Origin of the sequence: Vibrio caribbeanicus ATCC BAA-2122 (assembly GCF_000165125.1) — a bacterium.
GTDB lineage: Bacteria > Pseudomonadota > Gammaproteobacteria > Enterobacterales > Vibrionaceae > Vibrio > Vibrio caribbeanicus.
Window position 1 is genome coordinate 15,912 of record NZ_AEIU01000023.1, and the last position, 17,131, is coordinate 33,042.

At 42.6% G+C, this 17,131-nt stretch carries 13 protein-coding genes; 1 reads left to right on the plus strand and 12 read right to left on the minus strand.

Features of this window, described 5'->3' with window-relative positions:
• Positions 1-69: 69 nt before the first annotated feature.
• The 5 genes from eno to rlmD form a co-directional block, all read right to left on the minus strand.
• Entirely contained in the window at positions 70-1,371 is a 1,302-nt protein-coding gene (gene eno, locus RH40_RS02655; protein ID WP_009599768.1) for a phosphopyruvate hydratase, read from the minus strand.
• A gap of 77 nt (positions 1,372-1,448) precedes the next feature.
• A complete protein-coding gene (pyrG, locus tag RH40_RS02660) occupies positions 1,449-3,089 on the minus strand; it encodes a CTP synthase (protein ID WP_009599769.1) in 1,641 nt (546 codons plus the stop codon).
• Positions 3,090-3,239: 150 nt separating this feature from the next.
• Positions 3,240-4,043 (minus strand): nucleoside triphosphate pyrophosphohydrolase, encoded by an 804-nt coding sequence (gene mazG / locus RH40_RS02665; RefSeq protein WP_009599770.1) that lies wholly within the window; start codon positions 4,041-4,043, stop codon positions 3,240-3,242.
• A gap of 74 nt (positions 4,044-4,117) precedes the next feature.
• Positions 4,118-6,337 (minus strand): GTP diphosphokinase, encoded by a 2,220-nt coding sequence (relA, locus tag RH40_RS02670; protein ID WP_009599771.1) that lies wholly within the window; start codon positions 6,335-6,337, stop codon positions 4,118-4,120.
• A gap of 68 nt (positions 6,338-6,405) precedes the next feature.
• Positions 6,406-7,725 carry a 23S rRNA (uracil(1939)-C(5))-methyltransferase RlmD gene (gene rlmD, locus RH40_RS02675; RefSeq protein ID WP_009599772.1) on the minus strand — a complete coding sequence of 440 codons (1,320 nt, stop codon included), beginning with the start codon at positions 7,723-7,725 and terminating at the stop codon, positions 6,406-6,408.
• A gap of 218 nt (positions 7,726-7,943) precedes the next feature.
• Between rlmD and barA the strand changes: the two genes are divergently transcribed.
• Positions 7,944-10,727 carry a two-component sensor histidine kinase BarA gene (barA, locus tag RH40_RS02680; RefSeq protein ID WP_009599773.1) on the plus strand — a complete coding sequence of 928 codons (2,784 nt, stop codon included), beginning with the start codon at positions 7,944-7,946 and terminating at the stop codon, positions 10,725-10,727.
• Positions 10,728-10,738: 11 nt separating this feature from the next.
• On the opposite strand, the gene acpS is transcribed toward barA, so the two are convergent.
• The 7 genes from acpS to lepA all read right to left on the minus strand — a co-directional run bounded on the left by acpS (position 10,739) and on the right by lepA (position 17,101).
• Positions 10,739-11,119 carry a holo-ACP synthase gene (acpS, locus tag RH40_RS02685; protein ID WP_009599774.1) on the minus strand — a complete coding sequence of 127 codons (381 nt, stop codon included), beginning with the start codon at positions 11,117-11,119 and terminating at the stop codon, positions 10,739-10,741.
• Positions 11,120-11,121: 2 nt separating this feature from the next.
• Positions 11,122-11,853 carry a pyridoxine 5'-phosphate synthase gene (pdxJ, locus tag RH40_RS02690; protein ID WP_009599775.1) on the minus strand — a complete coding sequence of 244 codons (732 nt, stop codon included), beginning with the start codon at positions 11,851-11,853 and terminating at the stop codon, positions 11,122-11,124.
• The gene (gene recO / locus RH40_RS02695; RefSeq protein WP_039954084.1) at positions 11,850-12,575 is read right to left on the minus strand and encodes a DNA repair protein RecO; all 726 of its coding nucleotides are present in this window, start codon (positions 12,573-12,575) and stop codon (positions 11,850-11,852) included. The genes pdxJ and recO overlap by 4 nt, the downstream gene beginning before the upstream one ends.
• Positions 12,576-12,662: 87 nt before the next feature.
• The gene (era, locus tag RH40_RS02700) at positions 12,663-13,640 is read right to left on the minus strand and encodes a GTPase Era (RefSeq protein ID WP_009599777.1); all 978 of its coding nucleotides are present in this window, start codon (positions 13,638-13,640) and stop codon (positions 12,663-12,665) included.
• Positions 13,633-14,310, minus strand: coding sequence for a ribonuclease III (gene rnc / locus RH40_RS02705; RefSeq protein WP_009599778.1), 678 nt, complete (start codon positions 14,308-14,310; stop codon positions 13,633-13,635). Before rnc ends, era begins: the two co-directional genes overlap by 8 nt.
• 15 nt (positions 14,311-14,325) lie before the next feature.
• Positions 14,326-15,222 (minus strand): signal peptidase I, encoded by an 897-nt coding sequence (gene lepB / locus RH40_RS02710; protein WP_009599779.1) that lies wholly within the window; start codon positions 15,220-15,222, stop codon positions 14,326-14,328.
• An 85-nt stretch (positions 15,223-15,307) separates the two neighbouring features.
• A complete protein-coding gene (gene lepA, locus RH40_RS02715; protein WP_009599780.1) occupies positions 15,308-17,101 on the minus strand; it encodes a translation elongation factor 4 in 1,794 nt (597 codons plus the stop codon).
• Positions 17,102-17,131: the final 30 nt, after the last annotated feature.

Here is a 17,131-nt window from a genome sequence, read left to right on the forward strand (position 1 = left end):
TTATGACTCTCGGTCTAATGCTCATAAAATAAAACGCCTCGTCTTACGAGCGTTTTTATTAGTCAACGATCAAGCCTGACCTTTAACTTCTTTCAATCCATGATACGGAGCAAGATCGCCAAGCGCTTCCTCTATACGGATAAGTTGGTTGTATTTAGCAACACGGTCAGAACGGCTCATTGAACCTGTTTTAATTTGACCTGCTGCAGTACCTACTGCGAGATCAGCAATTGTCGCATCTTCTGTTTCACCTGAACGGTGAGAGATAACCGCAGTATAACCTGCATCTTTCGCCATTTTGATGGCCGCTAGTGTCTCTGTCAAAGAGCCAATTTGGTTGAATTTAATCAAAATTGAGTTAGCAACACCTTTCTCGATACCTTGAGCAAGAATTTTCGTGTTAGTCACAAACAAGTCATCGCCTACCAGTTGAAGCTTATCACCCAAAAGCTCAGTTTGGTGCTTAAAGCCATCCCAATCAGATTCATCCAAGCCGTCTTCAATTGAAACAATTGGATATTGATTCGCTAAATCAGCCAAGTAGTGGTTAAACTCTTCAGAGGTGAATATCTTACCTTCACCCTTCATATTATAATTACCTGCTTCTTTGTCGTAGAACTCAGACGCAGCGCAATCCATAGCGAGAGTAACATCTTTTCCTAATACATAGCCCGCTGCTTCAACAGCCTCTTTGATTGCAGCAAGCGCAGCTGCATTAGATTCTAGATTAGGAGCAAAGCCACCTTCATCACCCACAGCCGTGCTTAAACCTTTTCCTTTTAGAACTTTCGCCAGGTTATGGAAAACTTCTGCACCAATGCGTAGACCTTCTTTTAATGTCTTCGCTCCAACAGGTTGGATCATAAATTCTTGAATATCAACGTTGTTATCCGCATGTTCACCACCATTGATGATGTTCATCATAGGTAAAGGCATTGAGAACTGACCCGGAGTGCCATTGAGCTCAGCAATATGCTCAAATAATGGCATACCTTTTGATGCAGCCGCAGCTTTAGCATTAGCCAAAGATACAGCTAGAATCGCATTGGCACCGAATTTAGATTTGTTCTCTGTACCATCAAGGTCAATCATGATGCCATCGATGGCTGGCTGATCTTTCGCATCTTTTCCTGTCAAGGCTTCTGCGATTGGACCGTTTACTGCTTCAATAGCTTTTAAAACGCCTTTACCTAGGAAACGTGCTTTATCACCATCACGTAGCTCAAGTGCTTCACGAGAACCCGTAGAAGCACCAGATGGCGCTGCAGCCATACCAACAAAGCCACCTTCTAAATGAACTTCTGCTTCTACCGTCGGGTTACCGCGTGAGTCGATAATTTCACGACCAAGAACTTTAACGATTTTAGACATTGACTGTTTCCTTCTCGTTGAATATATAAATGTCAAAATGAAAAGCAGCAGCTCTGCTGAGCTGCTGCTGGTATTCTTTATTTTTCAATTTCGCTACGCTGGTACTCTCCAGCAGCTTTAATAAAGCCAGCGAATAAGGGATGACCATCACGAGGTGTCGATGTAAATTCTGGATGGAATTGAGCAGCAACAAACCATGGATGGTTAGGGTTCTCAATAACCTCAACCAACTTTTTATCCGCTGATAAGCCAGAAACTTTTAGGCCCGCTTTCTCAATCTGAGGTCTAAGGTTGTTGTTTACCTCATAACGATGACGATGACGTTCATGAATAGTATTGCTGCCATACATCTCTCGAGCTTTGGTACCTTTCTCTAGATGACAGAGTTGTGAGCCAAGACGCATTGTTCCGCCCAAATCAGATTTTTCTGTACGCTCTTCAACTTTACCTTCACCATCAACCCACTCAGTAATAAGACCAACCACTGGGAATTTTGTTTCTTTACAAAACTCTGTAGAGTGCGCTCCTTCCATACCCGCAACATTACGAGCATACTCGATAAGAGCAACCTGCATACCGAGACAAATACCCAAATACGGTACCTTATTCTCTCGTGCATATTGCGCCGCACGTATTTTACCTTCGATGCCTCGGTCGCCAAATCCGCCTGGAACTAAAATAGCGTCAAGTCCCTCAAGGGCCTCTTCCCCTTTACTCTCCACATCTTGAGAATCAACGTATTTTATTTTTACGCTAAGGCGATTTTTCAATCCTGCATGCTTCAAGGCTTCATTAACAGATTTGTAGGCGTCAGGAAGCTCAATATACTTACCCACCATTCCAATCGTGACTTCACCTGTTGGGTTAGCCTCTTCGTAAATAACCTGTTCCCACTCAGAAAGATCTGCTTCTGGCGCATTGATACCAAAACGAGCACAAACCAAGTCATCTAAACCTTGGGATTTGACTAGCTGAGGGATCTTATAGATAGAGTCTACGTCTTTCATTGAAATAACTGCTTTCTCAGAGACATTACAGAACAGCGCTATTTTCTTACGTTCATTTGCAGGGATCATACGATCTGAACGACAAACCAAGATGTCTGGCTGAATACCAATAGATAGTAATTCTTTCACTGAGTGTTGAGTCGGTTTAGTTTTCACTTCACCTGCCGCAGCAAGATAAGGAACTAGAGTCAAATGCATAAACATGGCACGCTCGCGGCCTAGCTCAACAGCAAGCTGGCGAATTGCTTCCATAAAAGGAAGTGATTCGATATCACCCACAGTTCCACCAACTTCAACTATCGCGATATCATGGCCTTCTGAACCAGCAATAACACGGTCTTTGATAGAGTTAGTAATATGTGGAATGACTTGGATTGTTGCACCTAAATAATCGCCACGACGCTCTTTGCGAAGAACATCAGCGTAAACACGACCTGCAGTGAAGTTGTTGCGCTTGGTCATTTTTGTACGAATAAAACGCTCATAATGACCAAGATCTAGGTCTGTTTCAGCGCCATCTTCTGTAACAAACACCTCACCATGCTGAGTGGGGCTCATCGTTCCCGGATCAACATTGATATAAGGGTCAAGCTTCATCATGGTAACTTTGAGACCACGAGCTTCAAGAATGGCTGCAAGCGATGCTGCTGCAATACCTTTACCTAGAGAGGATACAACCCCGCCAGTAACAAAAATGTAATTTGTCGTCATGTTTAACCTGAAATTGGTTGAATGAGGGAAATAGATTTCTTCTGGACGGGATATAAATATACCAGAAGCCATGAAACCTCACAACGTGAAATCTATCACACCGTGCTTTTTATTTTAACCTCATCGATATTGGTATGTTGGATATTAATGCTAGCCTTTATTCATTTCTTGCGATTTTACTTGATCCCAAAACATATCTAATTGTTCTAAATCATAGTCTTCTAGCCGTTTCCCTCGCTCAGCAACCAGTCTTTCTACCGCCTCAAATCGATGAGTGAATTTGGTATTTGCTTTTGATAGAGCGACTTCGGGGTGAGTGTCCAAATGGCGAGATAAATTGACAACAGCAAACAGTAAGTCTCCTATTTCCATCTCTAGTTTATCCCTTTCCACTGGCGTTTTTTTCACTTCATCTAACACTTCAGCAATTTCTTCATGTACTTTACCAACAACTGGATCTAATGTATTCCAGTCAAACCCGTACTCTGCGCAGCGGCTCTGCAACTTCTCTGCTTTCATTAACGCAGGCAATGAGTCTGGAATAGAACTAAGTACTCCCTCTGATGACTTTCCAGCCAAGCTCTTTTCTCTTTGTTTTTCTTCCTGCCAATATGCATTTATCTCAGCATCACTATTAAATTTTTTTTCTGAAAATACATGCGGATGGCGGCGCGTAAGTTTTTCATTAACCACATCAATGACCTCTGAAAGGTCGAACAAATTCTGCTCCTTTGCCAGTTGACTGTAGAACACAACTTGAAACAACAAATCACCCAGCTCTTCTTTTAAATTGCCCCAATCACGCTTTTGAATCGCATCAACGACCTCATAAGTTTCCTCTATTGTATGAGGCACGATTGTGTCAAAAGTTTGCTTAATATCCCAGGGGCAACCTGACTTAGGATCTCTTAACATCATCATTATTTTTTCGAGTTGTTCGATTGGGTGACTCATTTGGTTTTCTCCATATAAAAAGGCGAGTTCGCCTCGCCTTTTTGTGTTTTCGAATTGAAATTCACTTGCAAGCGTTACCCCAAGCGCCTCACATTCATGACATCTTTTATTTGTTCCACTCTGTTGGTTACTCGAGTCAATACTTCGATATTGGTTACCTCCAGATCAAAATCCATCACCGCCATCTGGCGACGGTAGTCAACACGACTCTTCATACTCGTTACTTTGAGTTTTTCATTGGCAAACAGAGTAGTGATATCTTTAAGTAATCCACTGCGCTCCATGGCTTCAACTCGAACAGTTAAAATATAGGAGCCGACAAAACCACTCCCCCAAACCGTATCAATAATACGCTCTGGAGCATGATGACGAAGTTCCTCTAGTTGCTCGCAATCACTGCGATGAACGGAAATTCCTCGACCTTGTGTAATATAACCCGAGATCTCGTCTCCTGGGATAGGCTGACAGCAACGAGCGAGATGGGTCATAAGATTATCCACGCCCTCAACCACTACCGCGTCTTTCTTGGGGCGGCTTTGTACTGGCGATTTTTGTTCCGCTTCTTGCAGTTTTTCAAGCGCTTGCTGATCCTCTTCTTCAGCAGTGGGCTTGTTAACTAATGCATTGATATGATTAATTATTTGATTAATTCTCAAATCACCACTGCCAATACCAACAAATAATTCATCCGTATTCTTAACGTTAAAACGCTGCAGCGCATATTGCTCTGCATCTTTAATCGTCGCACCAATTTTATTCAACTCAGCTTCAAGGATGTCTCTGCCAGCCTCTAAGTTTTTCTCTCTACTTTGCTTTCTAAACCAAGCGTTGATTTTTGCCCTAGCACGACCAGAGGTGACAAAACCCATCGATGGGTTTAGCCAGTCACGTGAAGGGTTAGGCTCTTTGGAGGTAATAATTTCAACTTGATCCCCCATAGACAGCTTATGAGTAAAGGGGACAATGCGCCCAGCCACTTTAGCGCCAATGCATCGATGCCCAACTTCAGAGTGGATATGGTATGCAAAATCAAGAGGCGTAGCACCCATAGGTAAATCAACGACATCGCCACGAGGAGTAAATGCATACACTCTATCATCAAAAACTTGGCTTCTTAGCTCATCGAGCATCTCACCAGAATCTGACATTTCTTCCTGCCAATCAAGCAGCTTTCGTAGCCAAGTGATTTTCTCATCGTAACCACTTCGACCGCCTCCACCCTCTTTGTATTTCCAATGAGCGGCAACACCAAGCTCAGAGTCTTCGTGCATATCTTTGGTACGAATCTGTATCTCAATGGTTTTGCCCTCGGGCCCCAAAATAACAGTGTGAATAGACTGATAACCATTGGGTTTGGGATTTGCGACATAATCATCAAATTCATTGGGAAGATGCTTATATTTGGTATGCACTGCGCCCAGTGCCGCATAACAATCTTGCAACTTATCAGCGATGATACGTACCGCTCTAACATCGAACAACTCATCAAAAGCCAGGCCTTTCTTACGCATCTTGCGCCAAATACTGTAGATATGTTTGGGGCGTCCGCTCACTTCGGCATTGATTGAAGAGCCTTGCATCTCATTAGTCAAATCGTCGACAAAATCTTGAATATATTGCTCACGTACGATTCTTCTTTCTGATAGCTGTTTTGCAATCTGTTGATAGGTTTCAGGATGTTGATAACGAAAAGCATAATCTTCTATCTCCCATTTCAACTGACCGATTCCCAAACGGTTAGCAAGAGGAGCATAAATATTTGCACATTCTTTGGCTGCAGAGCGACGAACGTCATCAGGCGCTTTTTTAACTTCAATAAGATTACAAATTCTTTCCGCAAGCTTGATGATAACGCAACGAAAGTCGTCAACCATTGCCAAAAGCATGCGCCTGACATTATCAACCTGAGACGATGCAGCGCTACCCTCGAGAGTCACGTTTAAATGGCCAAGAGCCGCCATCTCTTCAACACCGTCAATCAACTTAATCGTTTCTTGACCAAAGTCTTCTTCAAAGCGGTCTCTGGGGTAAGCCTTACTTGCAACAAGAGGGAATAGTATGGCGGCAACTAGGGTAGCCTTATCCATTGATAATGTAATCAATATCTCAATCATTTCGCGACCACGCCAAAGAAGTAGGCAGGCTTGCTCATGGTTCTCAAGAATCTTCTCTGCGTGCTGATAGACCTCGATCAGACGCTTGGATACCTTGGGTTCTTGTTCTAAGCTAGCAACCCACTTATCTAAATCAAATTGCTCATTCTGGTTTAAATGCGCACTTCTGACCGCAACCATTACTTCCGTCCTGTTTTCTATCTTAAAACTAACCGTTATCAGACTCTTTTATCCAGAAAAAGTTCGCCTTATTCTTTAACAAAAAGAGCCATCGACTCAAGATGACTGGTATGAGGGAACATGTCCAACATCCCCAATCGTTCCAGTTTGTAACCTTGCGCAATCAAACTTTGTGAATCCCTCGCTAGAGTAGCAGGATTACAAGAAACATACACAACCTTGCTGGCTCCAAATGAAGAAATTTGATCAATGATAACGCTCGCACCCGCTCTTGCAGGGTCAAGTAAAACTTTATCAAACTTTTCCTGAGCCCAGCTAAATTTAGTGCTACTTTCTTCCAGGTTTGCCTGAAAAAATTCAGCATTGTTTAAATGATTAAGCTTTGCATTCTCTGATGCCTTTTTAACCATAACATCAATACCTTCAACACCTATGACACTTTTCACTCGCTGTGCAATTGGTAAACTAAAGTTACCTAGCCCACAAAAAAGATCCAGCACCCGATCGCTCTGATTGATATCGAGCCAGGACAGTGCTTGATCTATCATGGCTTTATTTACCATTTGATTTACTTGAATAAAGTTATTCGGCTCAAAAGGTATCCTTACCCCACCCTCACTGTAATAGGCCCTCTCTCCAACCACTCGCTCAATCGTCTGAGTGTCTGGCATCAGATATAGACTTAACTTATTTTCTGACGCAAAAGCTTCAAGGCTTCCTTGATCTTTGGGATGTAAAGGCTTGATATGACGGATGACAATCACTGTTGTATTGTCCCCCTTTACAAGTTCAAGGTGCCCAATACTATCAGGAGCAGTGAATTGTTTAAAAAGTTCATATAAAGGAAGCAATAAAGCATCTAGGCTCACATCAAGGATAGGACAATGAGTAATGTTAGCTATCTGGCTACTGCTCTTTTTACGGAATCCAAAGTTCAACTGCTGACTTTTTCTGTCAAACTTAATGCTAATCCGTGCTCGGCGACGGTAGCCTTTTGTTTCCCCTTGAACAACAGGCTCAAGACTCACAACGCCACCCGCGAACTTACTCATTAACTCTATCAAGGTTTTCTGTTTGTAACGAAGCTGATCTGTAAGAGATAAGTGTTGTTGATTACATCCACCGCATTCATGGTAGTGCGAGCAAAAAGGCTCAATACGAGATTCACTTTCGGACTGAATCTTAATAAGATTCGCTCGGGAAAACTTGCTTTTAACTTCCGAGTACTGAGCTAGCACTTGCTCTCCAGGAAGCGCACCTTCAATAAAAACGGGCTTATTATTTTCATACGCAATACCCGCACCATGATGGTCTAACTTTTCGATGGAAAACAATTGATGTTTTTTATTTGTCTGTTTTTTCTTTTTGGGTTGAAAGAAACGCGCCATGCTCTTTGCCTACCTGTGTAACCGATCGCTCGGTTAATTCTTTAAAATATTGCTCTTTCACCAAGCTTTTGTACTTGGATCATTGTCTGAACCGACTGAGTTTATTATGCTTAGTAGTTGACTCAACTATCTTTAAATAGTCGAAGTATAAACTCGAAGGCTTCCATTGTAATATGGATGTTATTTTCCCATATCCCGACCGCGATGTTTAGATAATAATGACAAGATATGGTTTACGTGCACGTGTTATTACCCTTACCCTAGCGCCCACTCTAATTATAGGGCTGTTACTTAGCGCTTTCTTTTCATTTAATCGTTATCATGATTTAGAAAAACAAGTCATGACCTCGGGGTTAAATATTATCGAGCCTTTGGCTATCGCCAGCGAGGAAGGGCTAAAAAACAACAGTCGTGAATCCGTACGACGCATCATTAGTTATGCCCACCGTAAAAATTCAAAATTCGTGCGAAGCATCGCCGTATTTGATTACAACCACGAGCTTTTTGTAACCTCAAACTTTCACCCAAATTTTGAGGTATTAACCTTACCGAAAAATAAACCTATTCCATTGGTCATCAGTTCAGAGCTCAGAGACAACACACTCATATTAAGAGCTCCAGTCATCGCTGAAACAGGCATTGTTGCCACCATCAAGGGCCAAACCCCTAACCCCGCTTTAGGGTACATTGCTATCGAACTAGATTTATCATCATTGAGGTTGCAGCAGTACCAAGAAATTTTTTCTGCGTTTTTGGTACTTTTAATTGGTCTTGGACTCTCTGCCGTCTTTGCTCATCGTTTGATGTATGACGTCACTCGTCCGATCACACACATGAAAAAAATGGTCGATAGAATTCGCCGTGGGCATCTTGATGTGAGGATCGAAGGAAAAATGCACGGAGAGCTCGATTCGCTAAAAAGTGGTATCAATGCCATGGCGGTTTCACTCTCTGAATATCATGTTGAAATGCAGCACAGCATTGACCAAGCGACTTCAGATTTACGTGAAACACTTGAACAGCTCGAGATCCAAAACGTTGAACTGGATATTGCGAAAAAGAGAGCCCAAGAAGCCGCGAGAGTGAAATCTGAATTCCTTGCTAACATGTCGCACGAACTAAGAACACCGTTAAACGGCGTTATTGGTTTCACCCGACAGATGCTCAAAACATCCCTTACTGCGAGTCAAACAGACTATTTACAAACCATCGAGAAGTCTGCTGACAACCTACTTAGCATCATCAAAGATATTCTCGACTTCTCTAAGTTAGAAGCAGGAAAACTGGCACTGGAAAACATTCCATTTGATTTTCAAGAATCTCTTGAAGAAGTGGTTAGCCTCCAGGCAACCAGTGCCCATGAAAAAGGTCTAGAACTGACCTTAAAAGTAGATCCGAAAATACCCTTGGGTCTAGTGGGTGATCCATTACGTATTCAACAAATTCTCACCAATTTAGTGGGTAACTCCATTAAATTTACTGAATACGGGAATATCGATGTGAGTGTCGAACTTCGTTCACAAAAAGAGGATTCCGTTGAGCTTCAGTTTATGGTTAGAGATACAGGAATTGGCATCTCTGAACGCCAGCAGTCACAACTATTTCAGGCATTTAGTCAAGCTGACGCTAGCATCTCTCGAAAATATGGAGGAACAGGGCTTGGCCTCGTCATCACACAAAAGCTAGTCAGCCAAATGGGCGGAGAGATAAGCTTAACCAGTCGATTACACCAAGGTTCAACTTTCTGGTTTACACTGCGCTTATCATCAACGGACATGCCCGTTAGTGAACTGGTTGATACTCAATCTTTACAAGGTCGCTCTTTATTATTAATTGAATCTAACATGCAGGCGGCTTCGGTCATTCAGCAAGTGTTGATACAACAAGGTCTGAACGTGACATACCGAACATCTCTGCCGGATACCGATGAGAGCTATGACCATGTCCTGCTCAATTGTCCGACCAGTGAAAGTAATGACATTGATTCAGTTAAACTTAATGTCGAAAGCGCGATCAAATACGCACCTAATGTTGTGGTTGGAATCCCGAGCACACACTTAGCTTTATCGGATTACTTGAGTAAAGAGTACTCCGTTCACTGCCTTACCAAACCACTTTCAAGAAGAAAACTATTGCAAGCACTTTGCTCGAGCCAAGAAAACCTGCTCGTACATCTTCAACCGACCAAAAAACAAAGCGAAATTCTACCTTTGAGTGTTATGGCCGTTGATGATAATCCAGCTAACTTAAAACTTATCGCTGCTTTACTCAATGAACACGTTGAAAATGTGATTACCTGTTCAAGTGGTCAAGAGGCGCTAAACAAAGCACAGAGTCAGCACTTTGATATGATTTTGATGGATATTCAAATGCCACACATGGACGGTGTTACAGCACGAGAAAAAATTAAAACAACAACCTTAAATGCCAATACGCCAGTGATCGCTGTAACTGCCCACGCCATGGCAGGCGAACGTGATCGCCTTCTTAAAGCTGGAATGGATGACTACGTCACAAAACCCATTGAAGAGCACGTTTTACAGCAAGTACTGATGCATTGGAATCCAAATGCTGACGAAAGTAGTTTAGGTAAACTCGATATTTCAACTCAGGTTGGAGATAGCCAAAGTACACTCAATACGGTTGTTTCAACCAGTGTAGAGTCTTCGATCATTGATTGGCCTGCAGCACTGAAGCAAGCCGCGCAGAAAGAGGATCTTGCCAAAGAAATGCTACAGATGCTGGTAGATTATATCCCTGAAGTCAACGACGTCATCGAGCTCGCTCTGAAAAATAAATCGGATATTGATACTCTCACTCATCATATTCACAAACTTCATGGCAGTTGCTCTTATTGTGGAGTGCCAAAACTAAAAAATATTTGTATGACGGTAGAAAAGTCACTTCGCACGGGAGTTGATGTTAATGACATCGAGCCGGAATTATTTGAATTGCAAGATGAGATGTTGCGTGTAAAAGAAGCGGCTATTGGCTATCTGTAGCCGCATTCAATTTAGTTTTCCAGTATTACCGTTGCAACAGCATAATGACGCTCGTCAGATATGGAAAGATGAACAGAGCGAACATTAATTGTATTTGCTATCACAGCAGCTTGATTGGATAAATGAAGCTCTGGTTTACCTAGCTCATTATTGGTAATTTCAAAGTCGTGAAAACTGACACCACAGGCGATGCCAGTCCCCAATGCCTTGGCAGCGGCCTCTTTGGCCGCAAAACGCTTAGCAAGGAAACGAGTCTTTTGCTTCAATACCTGATATTTCAAAAATTCGTTTTGAGTCAGGATCCGCTGAGCAAAAGCATCCCCGTTTCTCGATGCAGCTTTTTCAATACGCTGTATCTCTGAAATATCGGTACCTAGGCCAACAATAGCCACAACTAGCGACGCGCTTCAGTCATCAGGAGTTTCATATCACCAACAGCCTTATGCAAACCATCAAAAGCAGCTCGTCCAATAATCGAATGACCAATATTTAACTCGAAGATTTCTGGAATCGCCGCTATCGGAGTCACATTATGATAAGTAAGACCATGTCCAGCGTTGACCGTAATTCCGAGGCCATGAGCATAACTCGCTCCTGCCGCGATTTTCTTTAACTCATTTTGCTTATCTTCATCAGATTTTGCCTCGGCATATTGACCAGTATGTAGCTCAACAAACGGAGCTCCACACTCTTTTGCGGCCATAATCTGCTCTCTATCGGCATCGATAAACAGCGACACTTTAATACCTGCATCAGAAAGTTTGTTGGTTGCAGCCTTAATTTTTTCCAGCTGCCCGACAACATCGAGCCCACCTTCAGTCGTCAGCTCCTCGCGCTTTTCTGGAACCAGACAAACGTATTCAGGCTTAGTATCGATGGCAATGGCAATCATTTCATCCGTCACAGCCATTTCTAGATTCATTCGCGTCTGAATAGTCTCTCGCAAAATTTTCACATCGCGATCGAGTATATGACGACGATCTTCGCGCAAATGAATTGTGATGCCGTCAGCACCCGCTCTCTCCGCGATTTCGGCAGCATGAACAGGGTCTGGGTATTGGGTTCCACGAGCATTACGAAGCGTGGCGATATGATCAATATTTACACCCAAATAGATTGACGTCATTTTAAAATACTCCTTGTTTTTGAGAACATTTTAAAAAAAAGCTCTCTACTTTTCAATGGTTTGCCTAACAAATAAGGCTTTAAAGCAACTCGGGTAAAGCGTTTCGCTGACTTAAGTTGATCTGGTGTTGTAAACCTACGCTCACTGATTGCGATAAGTTCACTGCCATAGAAAGACAAATGATCTTTTCTGACTGAAGCAATAAAGCCTTTTTGTTCTCTGTAGCGATACGTCATCTCAGGATCAACCATTTCACCGCTTCCAGCACAGTGCAGAAAATCAACACCATAGCCCATTGCGGCCAATAATGATAACTCAAATCTTCTCAATGCAGGTTCTGGGTTGTTGCTTTGTGCCAACTCAGTCAATGCATGTAAATAATCATGAAAGAGTCCTGGCATGGGCACTTCTTGCGCCAAGACCCGCCCAATTAACTCGTTAATATAGAATCCAGAATATAAGTTAATACCGGAGAGAGGGAGGCCTAGGCTGATTGGCTCTGCTTCACGGAGTGTCTTCAAAGCACCATTGCCTGACCATTTTAATAACAACGGAGTAAATGGCTGCAGTGCCCCTTTTAAGCTCGAACGTTTACTCCGTGCCCCTTTTGACAAGATAGACACTCGCCCGTACTCCTCACTGAACACGTCAAGAATCAAACTTGATTCACTGTAAGGACGTCGATGTAACACAAAACATCGCTGTAAACCTTCCGCTGACATATTCTCTCAATCATCACTCTCTGTTAACAAAAACAGGAACCGATAGGCTCCTGTTCTCTTATATCGGAGCTGTCACCGATAGAAGCATTACAGGTCATCGATATAGCCAAGTGATCTCAATGCCCTTTCGTCATCAGCCCAACCTGATTTCACTTTGACCCATGTTTCAAGAAAAACCTTTCGACCGAAAAGCTCTTCCATATCGAGCCTTGCTTCACGACCGATTGTTTTTATCTTCTCACCACCTTTCCCTATCACCATTTTTTTCTGACCGTGCCTTTCAACCAGAATAAGGGCATTAATATGAAAGCCATCGGTATCAGGGTTGTAGTCGAAACGCTCAATTTCAACTGTGACGGAATAAGGTAATTCTTCTCCCGTAAAGCGCATCAACTTTTCTCTCACAATCTCAGAAGCCATGAAGCGTTGCGAACGATCTGTGACATATTCTTCCGGAAAATGATGAGTCGCTTTCGGTAAATGCTTACGAACATGCTCACGTAATACGTCGATATTTTTACCATGTTTGGCTGAAATAGGCACAACATCGACAAATTCCATCTTTTTAGACATATCCATCATATGCATCATGACCTGATTACGATCAGGAACATTATCAACTTTATTGACACATAAAACGACCGGGAAATTGGATTTTTGTAACTTAGTTAGCACCATTTCATCATCATCAGTCCAATGTGTTCCGTCGACAAGAAAAAATACTAGATTGACGTCACTTAGCGAGGAGTTTGCCGCTCGATTCATTAAGCGATTGATCGCTCTTTTTTCTTCAATGTGTAAACCGGGAGTATCAACATAAATTGCTTGAAAATCTCCCTGAGTATCAACACCCATAATCCTGTGTCGTGTTGTCTGAGGTTTGCGAGAAGTGATTGATATTTTTTGCCCGAGGATGCGATTTAGCAGTGTCGATTTACCAACATTTGGTCGACCAACGATAGCGATAAAGCCACAACGTTGATTTTCAGGCTCACTTGATGGTTCTTCACTTTTGGAGAAAAACGCATCGATATCAAATTCATTATTTTCAGTAGAATCAGTCATTGGATAATTGCTCTAGTGCTAATTCAGCTGCCGCTTGCTCTGCTTTACGACGGCTAGTACCTTTTCCTACAACAGGCTGATTTATTCCTGCTACCTCACACGAAACCGTAAACTCTTGGTTGTGTGCCTCACCTTTAATATTAGTCACTGTATAAGCAGGTAAAGGTTTTCTTCGCCCTTGCAGAAATTCCTGCAAGCGCGTTTTTGGATCTTTTTGCGATGCCCCTGGCTCAATTGCTTCAAGACGTCCTTGGTACCAAGCCAAAATAATGCCTCGAACAACTTCAATATTGCTGTCCATGTAGATGGCTCCAATAATAGCTTCTACTGCATCAGCCAATATCGAATCACGCCTGAACCCTCCACTTTTGAGCTCTCCAGGCCCTAGCTTTAAGTAATCTCCCAACTGAAACTCTCGTCCAAGTTCCGCCAACGTTTTTCCACGCACAAGCGTGGCACGCATGCGGCTCATATCTCCCTCATTTATTTGAGGGAAACGCTGGTATAAGTCATCGGCAATAACAAAGCTTAAAATTGAATCACCCAAGAACTCAAGACGTTCATTATGTTTACTATTGGCACTGCGATGAGTCAGTGCTAAAGAGATAAGCTCAGCATCGTCAAATTGATAACCAAGCTTTTTTTCTAATGTTACAATTGGAGAATTCATACTCTCTCGATTTCTCTAGTTAATTCCACCGATGCGGTTGAAACGCACACCGGTTGGGATCCAAGAAGGAAGAATGCTGTCCTTCGCGCGATCAAACTCAAAACTTATCCAAATCGCAACGGCCTTACCAACTAAGTTTTCTTCAGGCACAAAGCCCCAGTAGCGGCTATCAGCACTATTGTCACGATTATCACCCATAGCAAAGTAATGACCCTCTGGTACGACCCACTCCGCAATACCTGGGCGGGGCTGATATTGACTGATTGAGTTAGGGCTGAACGGGTTAATCAATATTTGATGATCAACTTGACCAAGTTTTTCATCGAGTTGGATCAGCGGATAGCCATTAGCTGTGAAAACACTCTCTTTGCCATTCGACAACGCAACAGGATTACACGTGTTTTCTCCTGCCTTTTGTATACATAATTGTTTATCTGCACTGTACTTAATCGTATCGCCCGGCAATCCAATCACTCGTTTGATGTAATCTATTTGCGGATTTACAGGATATTTGAAAACTGCGATATCACCACGCTTTGGTTTGCCGGTATCGACCAACTGACTGCGCCAAACAGGATCTTTTATTCCGTAAGCGAATTTTTCAACCAGAATAAAGTCACCGTTAAGTAGCGTTGGCATCATTGAACCAGAAGGGATTTGAAATGGTTCGTAAATAAACGAACGTAGAACCAAAACAAATGCAATTACCGGAAATATTGAAACACTATTTTCAATCCACCAAGGTTGAGTCTCTAGCTGCTTAACCATTGAGGTATCTTGCGCCCCAGCTTGTGTGGCAAATTGCGCGACCTTTTCAGCGCGTTTTTTTGCGAAAACAAGCTTTTCCAGTGCCCAAATTATTCCAGTTACTAAAGTAACAAGAACTAGGATGAGTGAGAATGTATTAGACATCGACTTTCCTTCTTTCAAAAATACGAAAGTGAAAGAGCCTGCACTCTTTCACTTATCCCAACAGAACAATGCTCAACCAACAATATTAGTCTTTACCGACGTGGAGAATGGCTAGGAATGCCTCCTGAGGTAACTCCACATTACCAATTTGCTTCATCCGTTTTTTACCCTCTTTCTGCTTTTTCAACAGTTTTTTCTTACGGCTAACGTCACCGCCGTAACATTTAGCGATAACGTTTTTACGTAACTGTTTTACCGTAGAGCGGGCAATAATATGATTACCAATCGCTGCCTGAATTGCGATATCAAACATTTGACGCGGAATGAATTCTTTCATTTTTTCAACTAATTGGCGTCCTCGAGTTTGAGACTGATCTTTGTGAGTGATCAGTGCCAAGGCATCTACTTTATCGCCATTTAACAATACGTCAACCCGTACCATATTAGATGCTTCAAAACGCTGAAAGTTATAATCCAAAGAAGCATATCCGCGAGAGGTAGACTTTAATCGGTCAAAGAAATCTAATACCACCTCAGCCATTGGAATATCATACGTCACTGCAACTTGGTTACCGTGGTATACCATATCAACTTGCACACCACGCTTTTCAACGCACAAGGTAATAACATTACCCAAATAATCGGAAGGCACTAGGATGTTACAACGAGCAATTGGCTCTCTGATCTCTCCAATATCATTCACGGCAGGAAGCTTAGCAGGACTATCAACATACAGAGTCGTGCCGTCGGTTTGCTCTACTTCATACACCACCGTTGGAGCGGTCGTTATCAGGTCGAGATCATACTCCCTCTCTAAGCGCTCCTGAATAATTTCCATATGCAGCATTCCAAGGAAGCCACATCGGAAGCCGAACCCTAGTGCTGCAGAATTCTCTGGTTCATAAAAAAGTGAGGCATCATTTAGGCTTAATTTACCGAGTGCGTCTCTAAAATTCTCGTAGTCATCGGAAGAAACAGGGAAGAGACCTGCATATACCTGCGGTTTTACTTTCTTAAAGCCTGGAAGAGCTTCTTCACATCCGTGCTTAGCTAGGGTTAACGTATCACCCACTGGTGCACCAAGAATGTCTTTAATACCGCAAACAACCCAGCCAACTTCGCCAGTACGGAGTATCTGTGTGTCAACTTGTTTAGGAGTGAAAATACCTAATCTATCAACTCCCCAAACTTGCCCTGTGCTCATAACCTTGAGTTTGTCGTTCTTTTTCAACTCACCATTTTTAATCCGCACAAGAGAAACAACACCGAGATAATTATCGAACCATGAGTCAATAATCAGTGCTTGCAGTGGTGCATTTGGGTCACCCTCTGGGGCAGGAATTGCAGAGACGATATTTTCCAATACATCATCCACGCCAAGGCCTGTTTTTGCACTACAACGCGTTGCATCAATGGCATCGATACCAACAATTTCTTCAATTTCTTCTGCTGCTCGCTCTGGATCTGCTGCTGGTAAATCGATCTTATTTAGAATAGGAACAACTTCAAGATCCATCTCAATAGCGGTATAGCAATTGGCCAATGTCTGAGCCTCAACACCTTGTCCCGCATCTACAACAAGTAAAGCACCTTCACATGCGGCAAGAGAGCGAGAAACCTCATAAGCAAAATCAACATGCCCAGGCGTATCAATAAAGTTAAGCTGGTAGGTTTCACCGTCTTTAGCAGTGTAGTTAAGAGTCACACTTTGAGATTTGATAGTAATGCCTCGCTCACGCTCAAGATCCATAGAATCTAGAACCTGTGCAGCCATCTCTCGGTCGCTCAAGCCTCCACAAACTTGAATTAGACGGTCAGATAAAGTCGACTTGCCATGGTCGATGTGGGCGATTATCGAAAAGTTACGAATGTGCTTCATGATTTGGGGTGACTAAGCTCTTTTAAATAA

Bases quoted from the DNA above. Each gene is read 5' to 3' on its own strand.
- eno (WP_009599768.1), bottom strand. From the start codon at position 1,371: ATGTCTAAAATCGTTAAAGTTCTTGGTCGTGAAATTATCGACTCACGC.
- pyrG (WP_009599769.1), bottom strand. From the start codon at position 3,089: ATGACGACAAATTACATTTTTGTTACTGGCGGGGTTGTATCCTCTCTA.
- mazG (WP_009599770.1), bottom strand. From the start codon at position 4,043: ATGAGTCACCCAATCGAACAACTCGAAAAAATAATGATGATGTTAAGA.
- relA (WP_009599771.1), bottom strand. From the start codon at position 6,337: ATGGTTGCGGTCAGAAGTGCGCATTTAAACCAGAATGAGCAATTTGAT.
- rlmD (WP_009599772.1), bottom strand. From the start codon at position 7,725: ATGGCGCGTTTCTTTCAACCCAAAAAGAAAAAACAGACAAATAAAAAA.
- barA (WP_009599773.1), top strand. From the start codon at position 7,944: ATGACAAGATATGGTTTACGTGCACGTGTTATTACCCTTACCCTAGCG.
- pdxJ (WP_009599775.1), bottom strand. From the start codon at position 11,853: ATGACGTCAATCTATTTGGGTGTAAATATTGATCATATCGCCACGCTT.
- recO (WP_039954084.1), bottom strand. From the start codon at position 12,575: ATGTCAGCGGAAGGTTTACAGCGATGTTTTGTGTTACATCGACGTCCT.
- era (WP_009599777.1), bottom strand. From the start codon at position 13,640: ATGACTGATTCTACTGAAAATAATGAATTTGATATCGATGCGTTTTTC.
- rnc (WP_009599778.1), bottom strand. From the start codon at position 14,310: ATGAATTCTCCAATTGTAACATTAGAAAAAAAGCTTGGTTATCAATTT.
- lepB (WP_009599779.1), bottom strand. From the start codon at position 15,222: ATGTCTAATACATTCTCACTCATCCTAGTTCTTGTTACTTTAGTAACT.
- lepA (WP_009599780.1), bottom strand. From the start codon at position 17,101: ATGAAGCACATTCGTAACTTTTCGATAATCGCCCACATCGACCATGGC.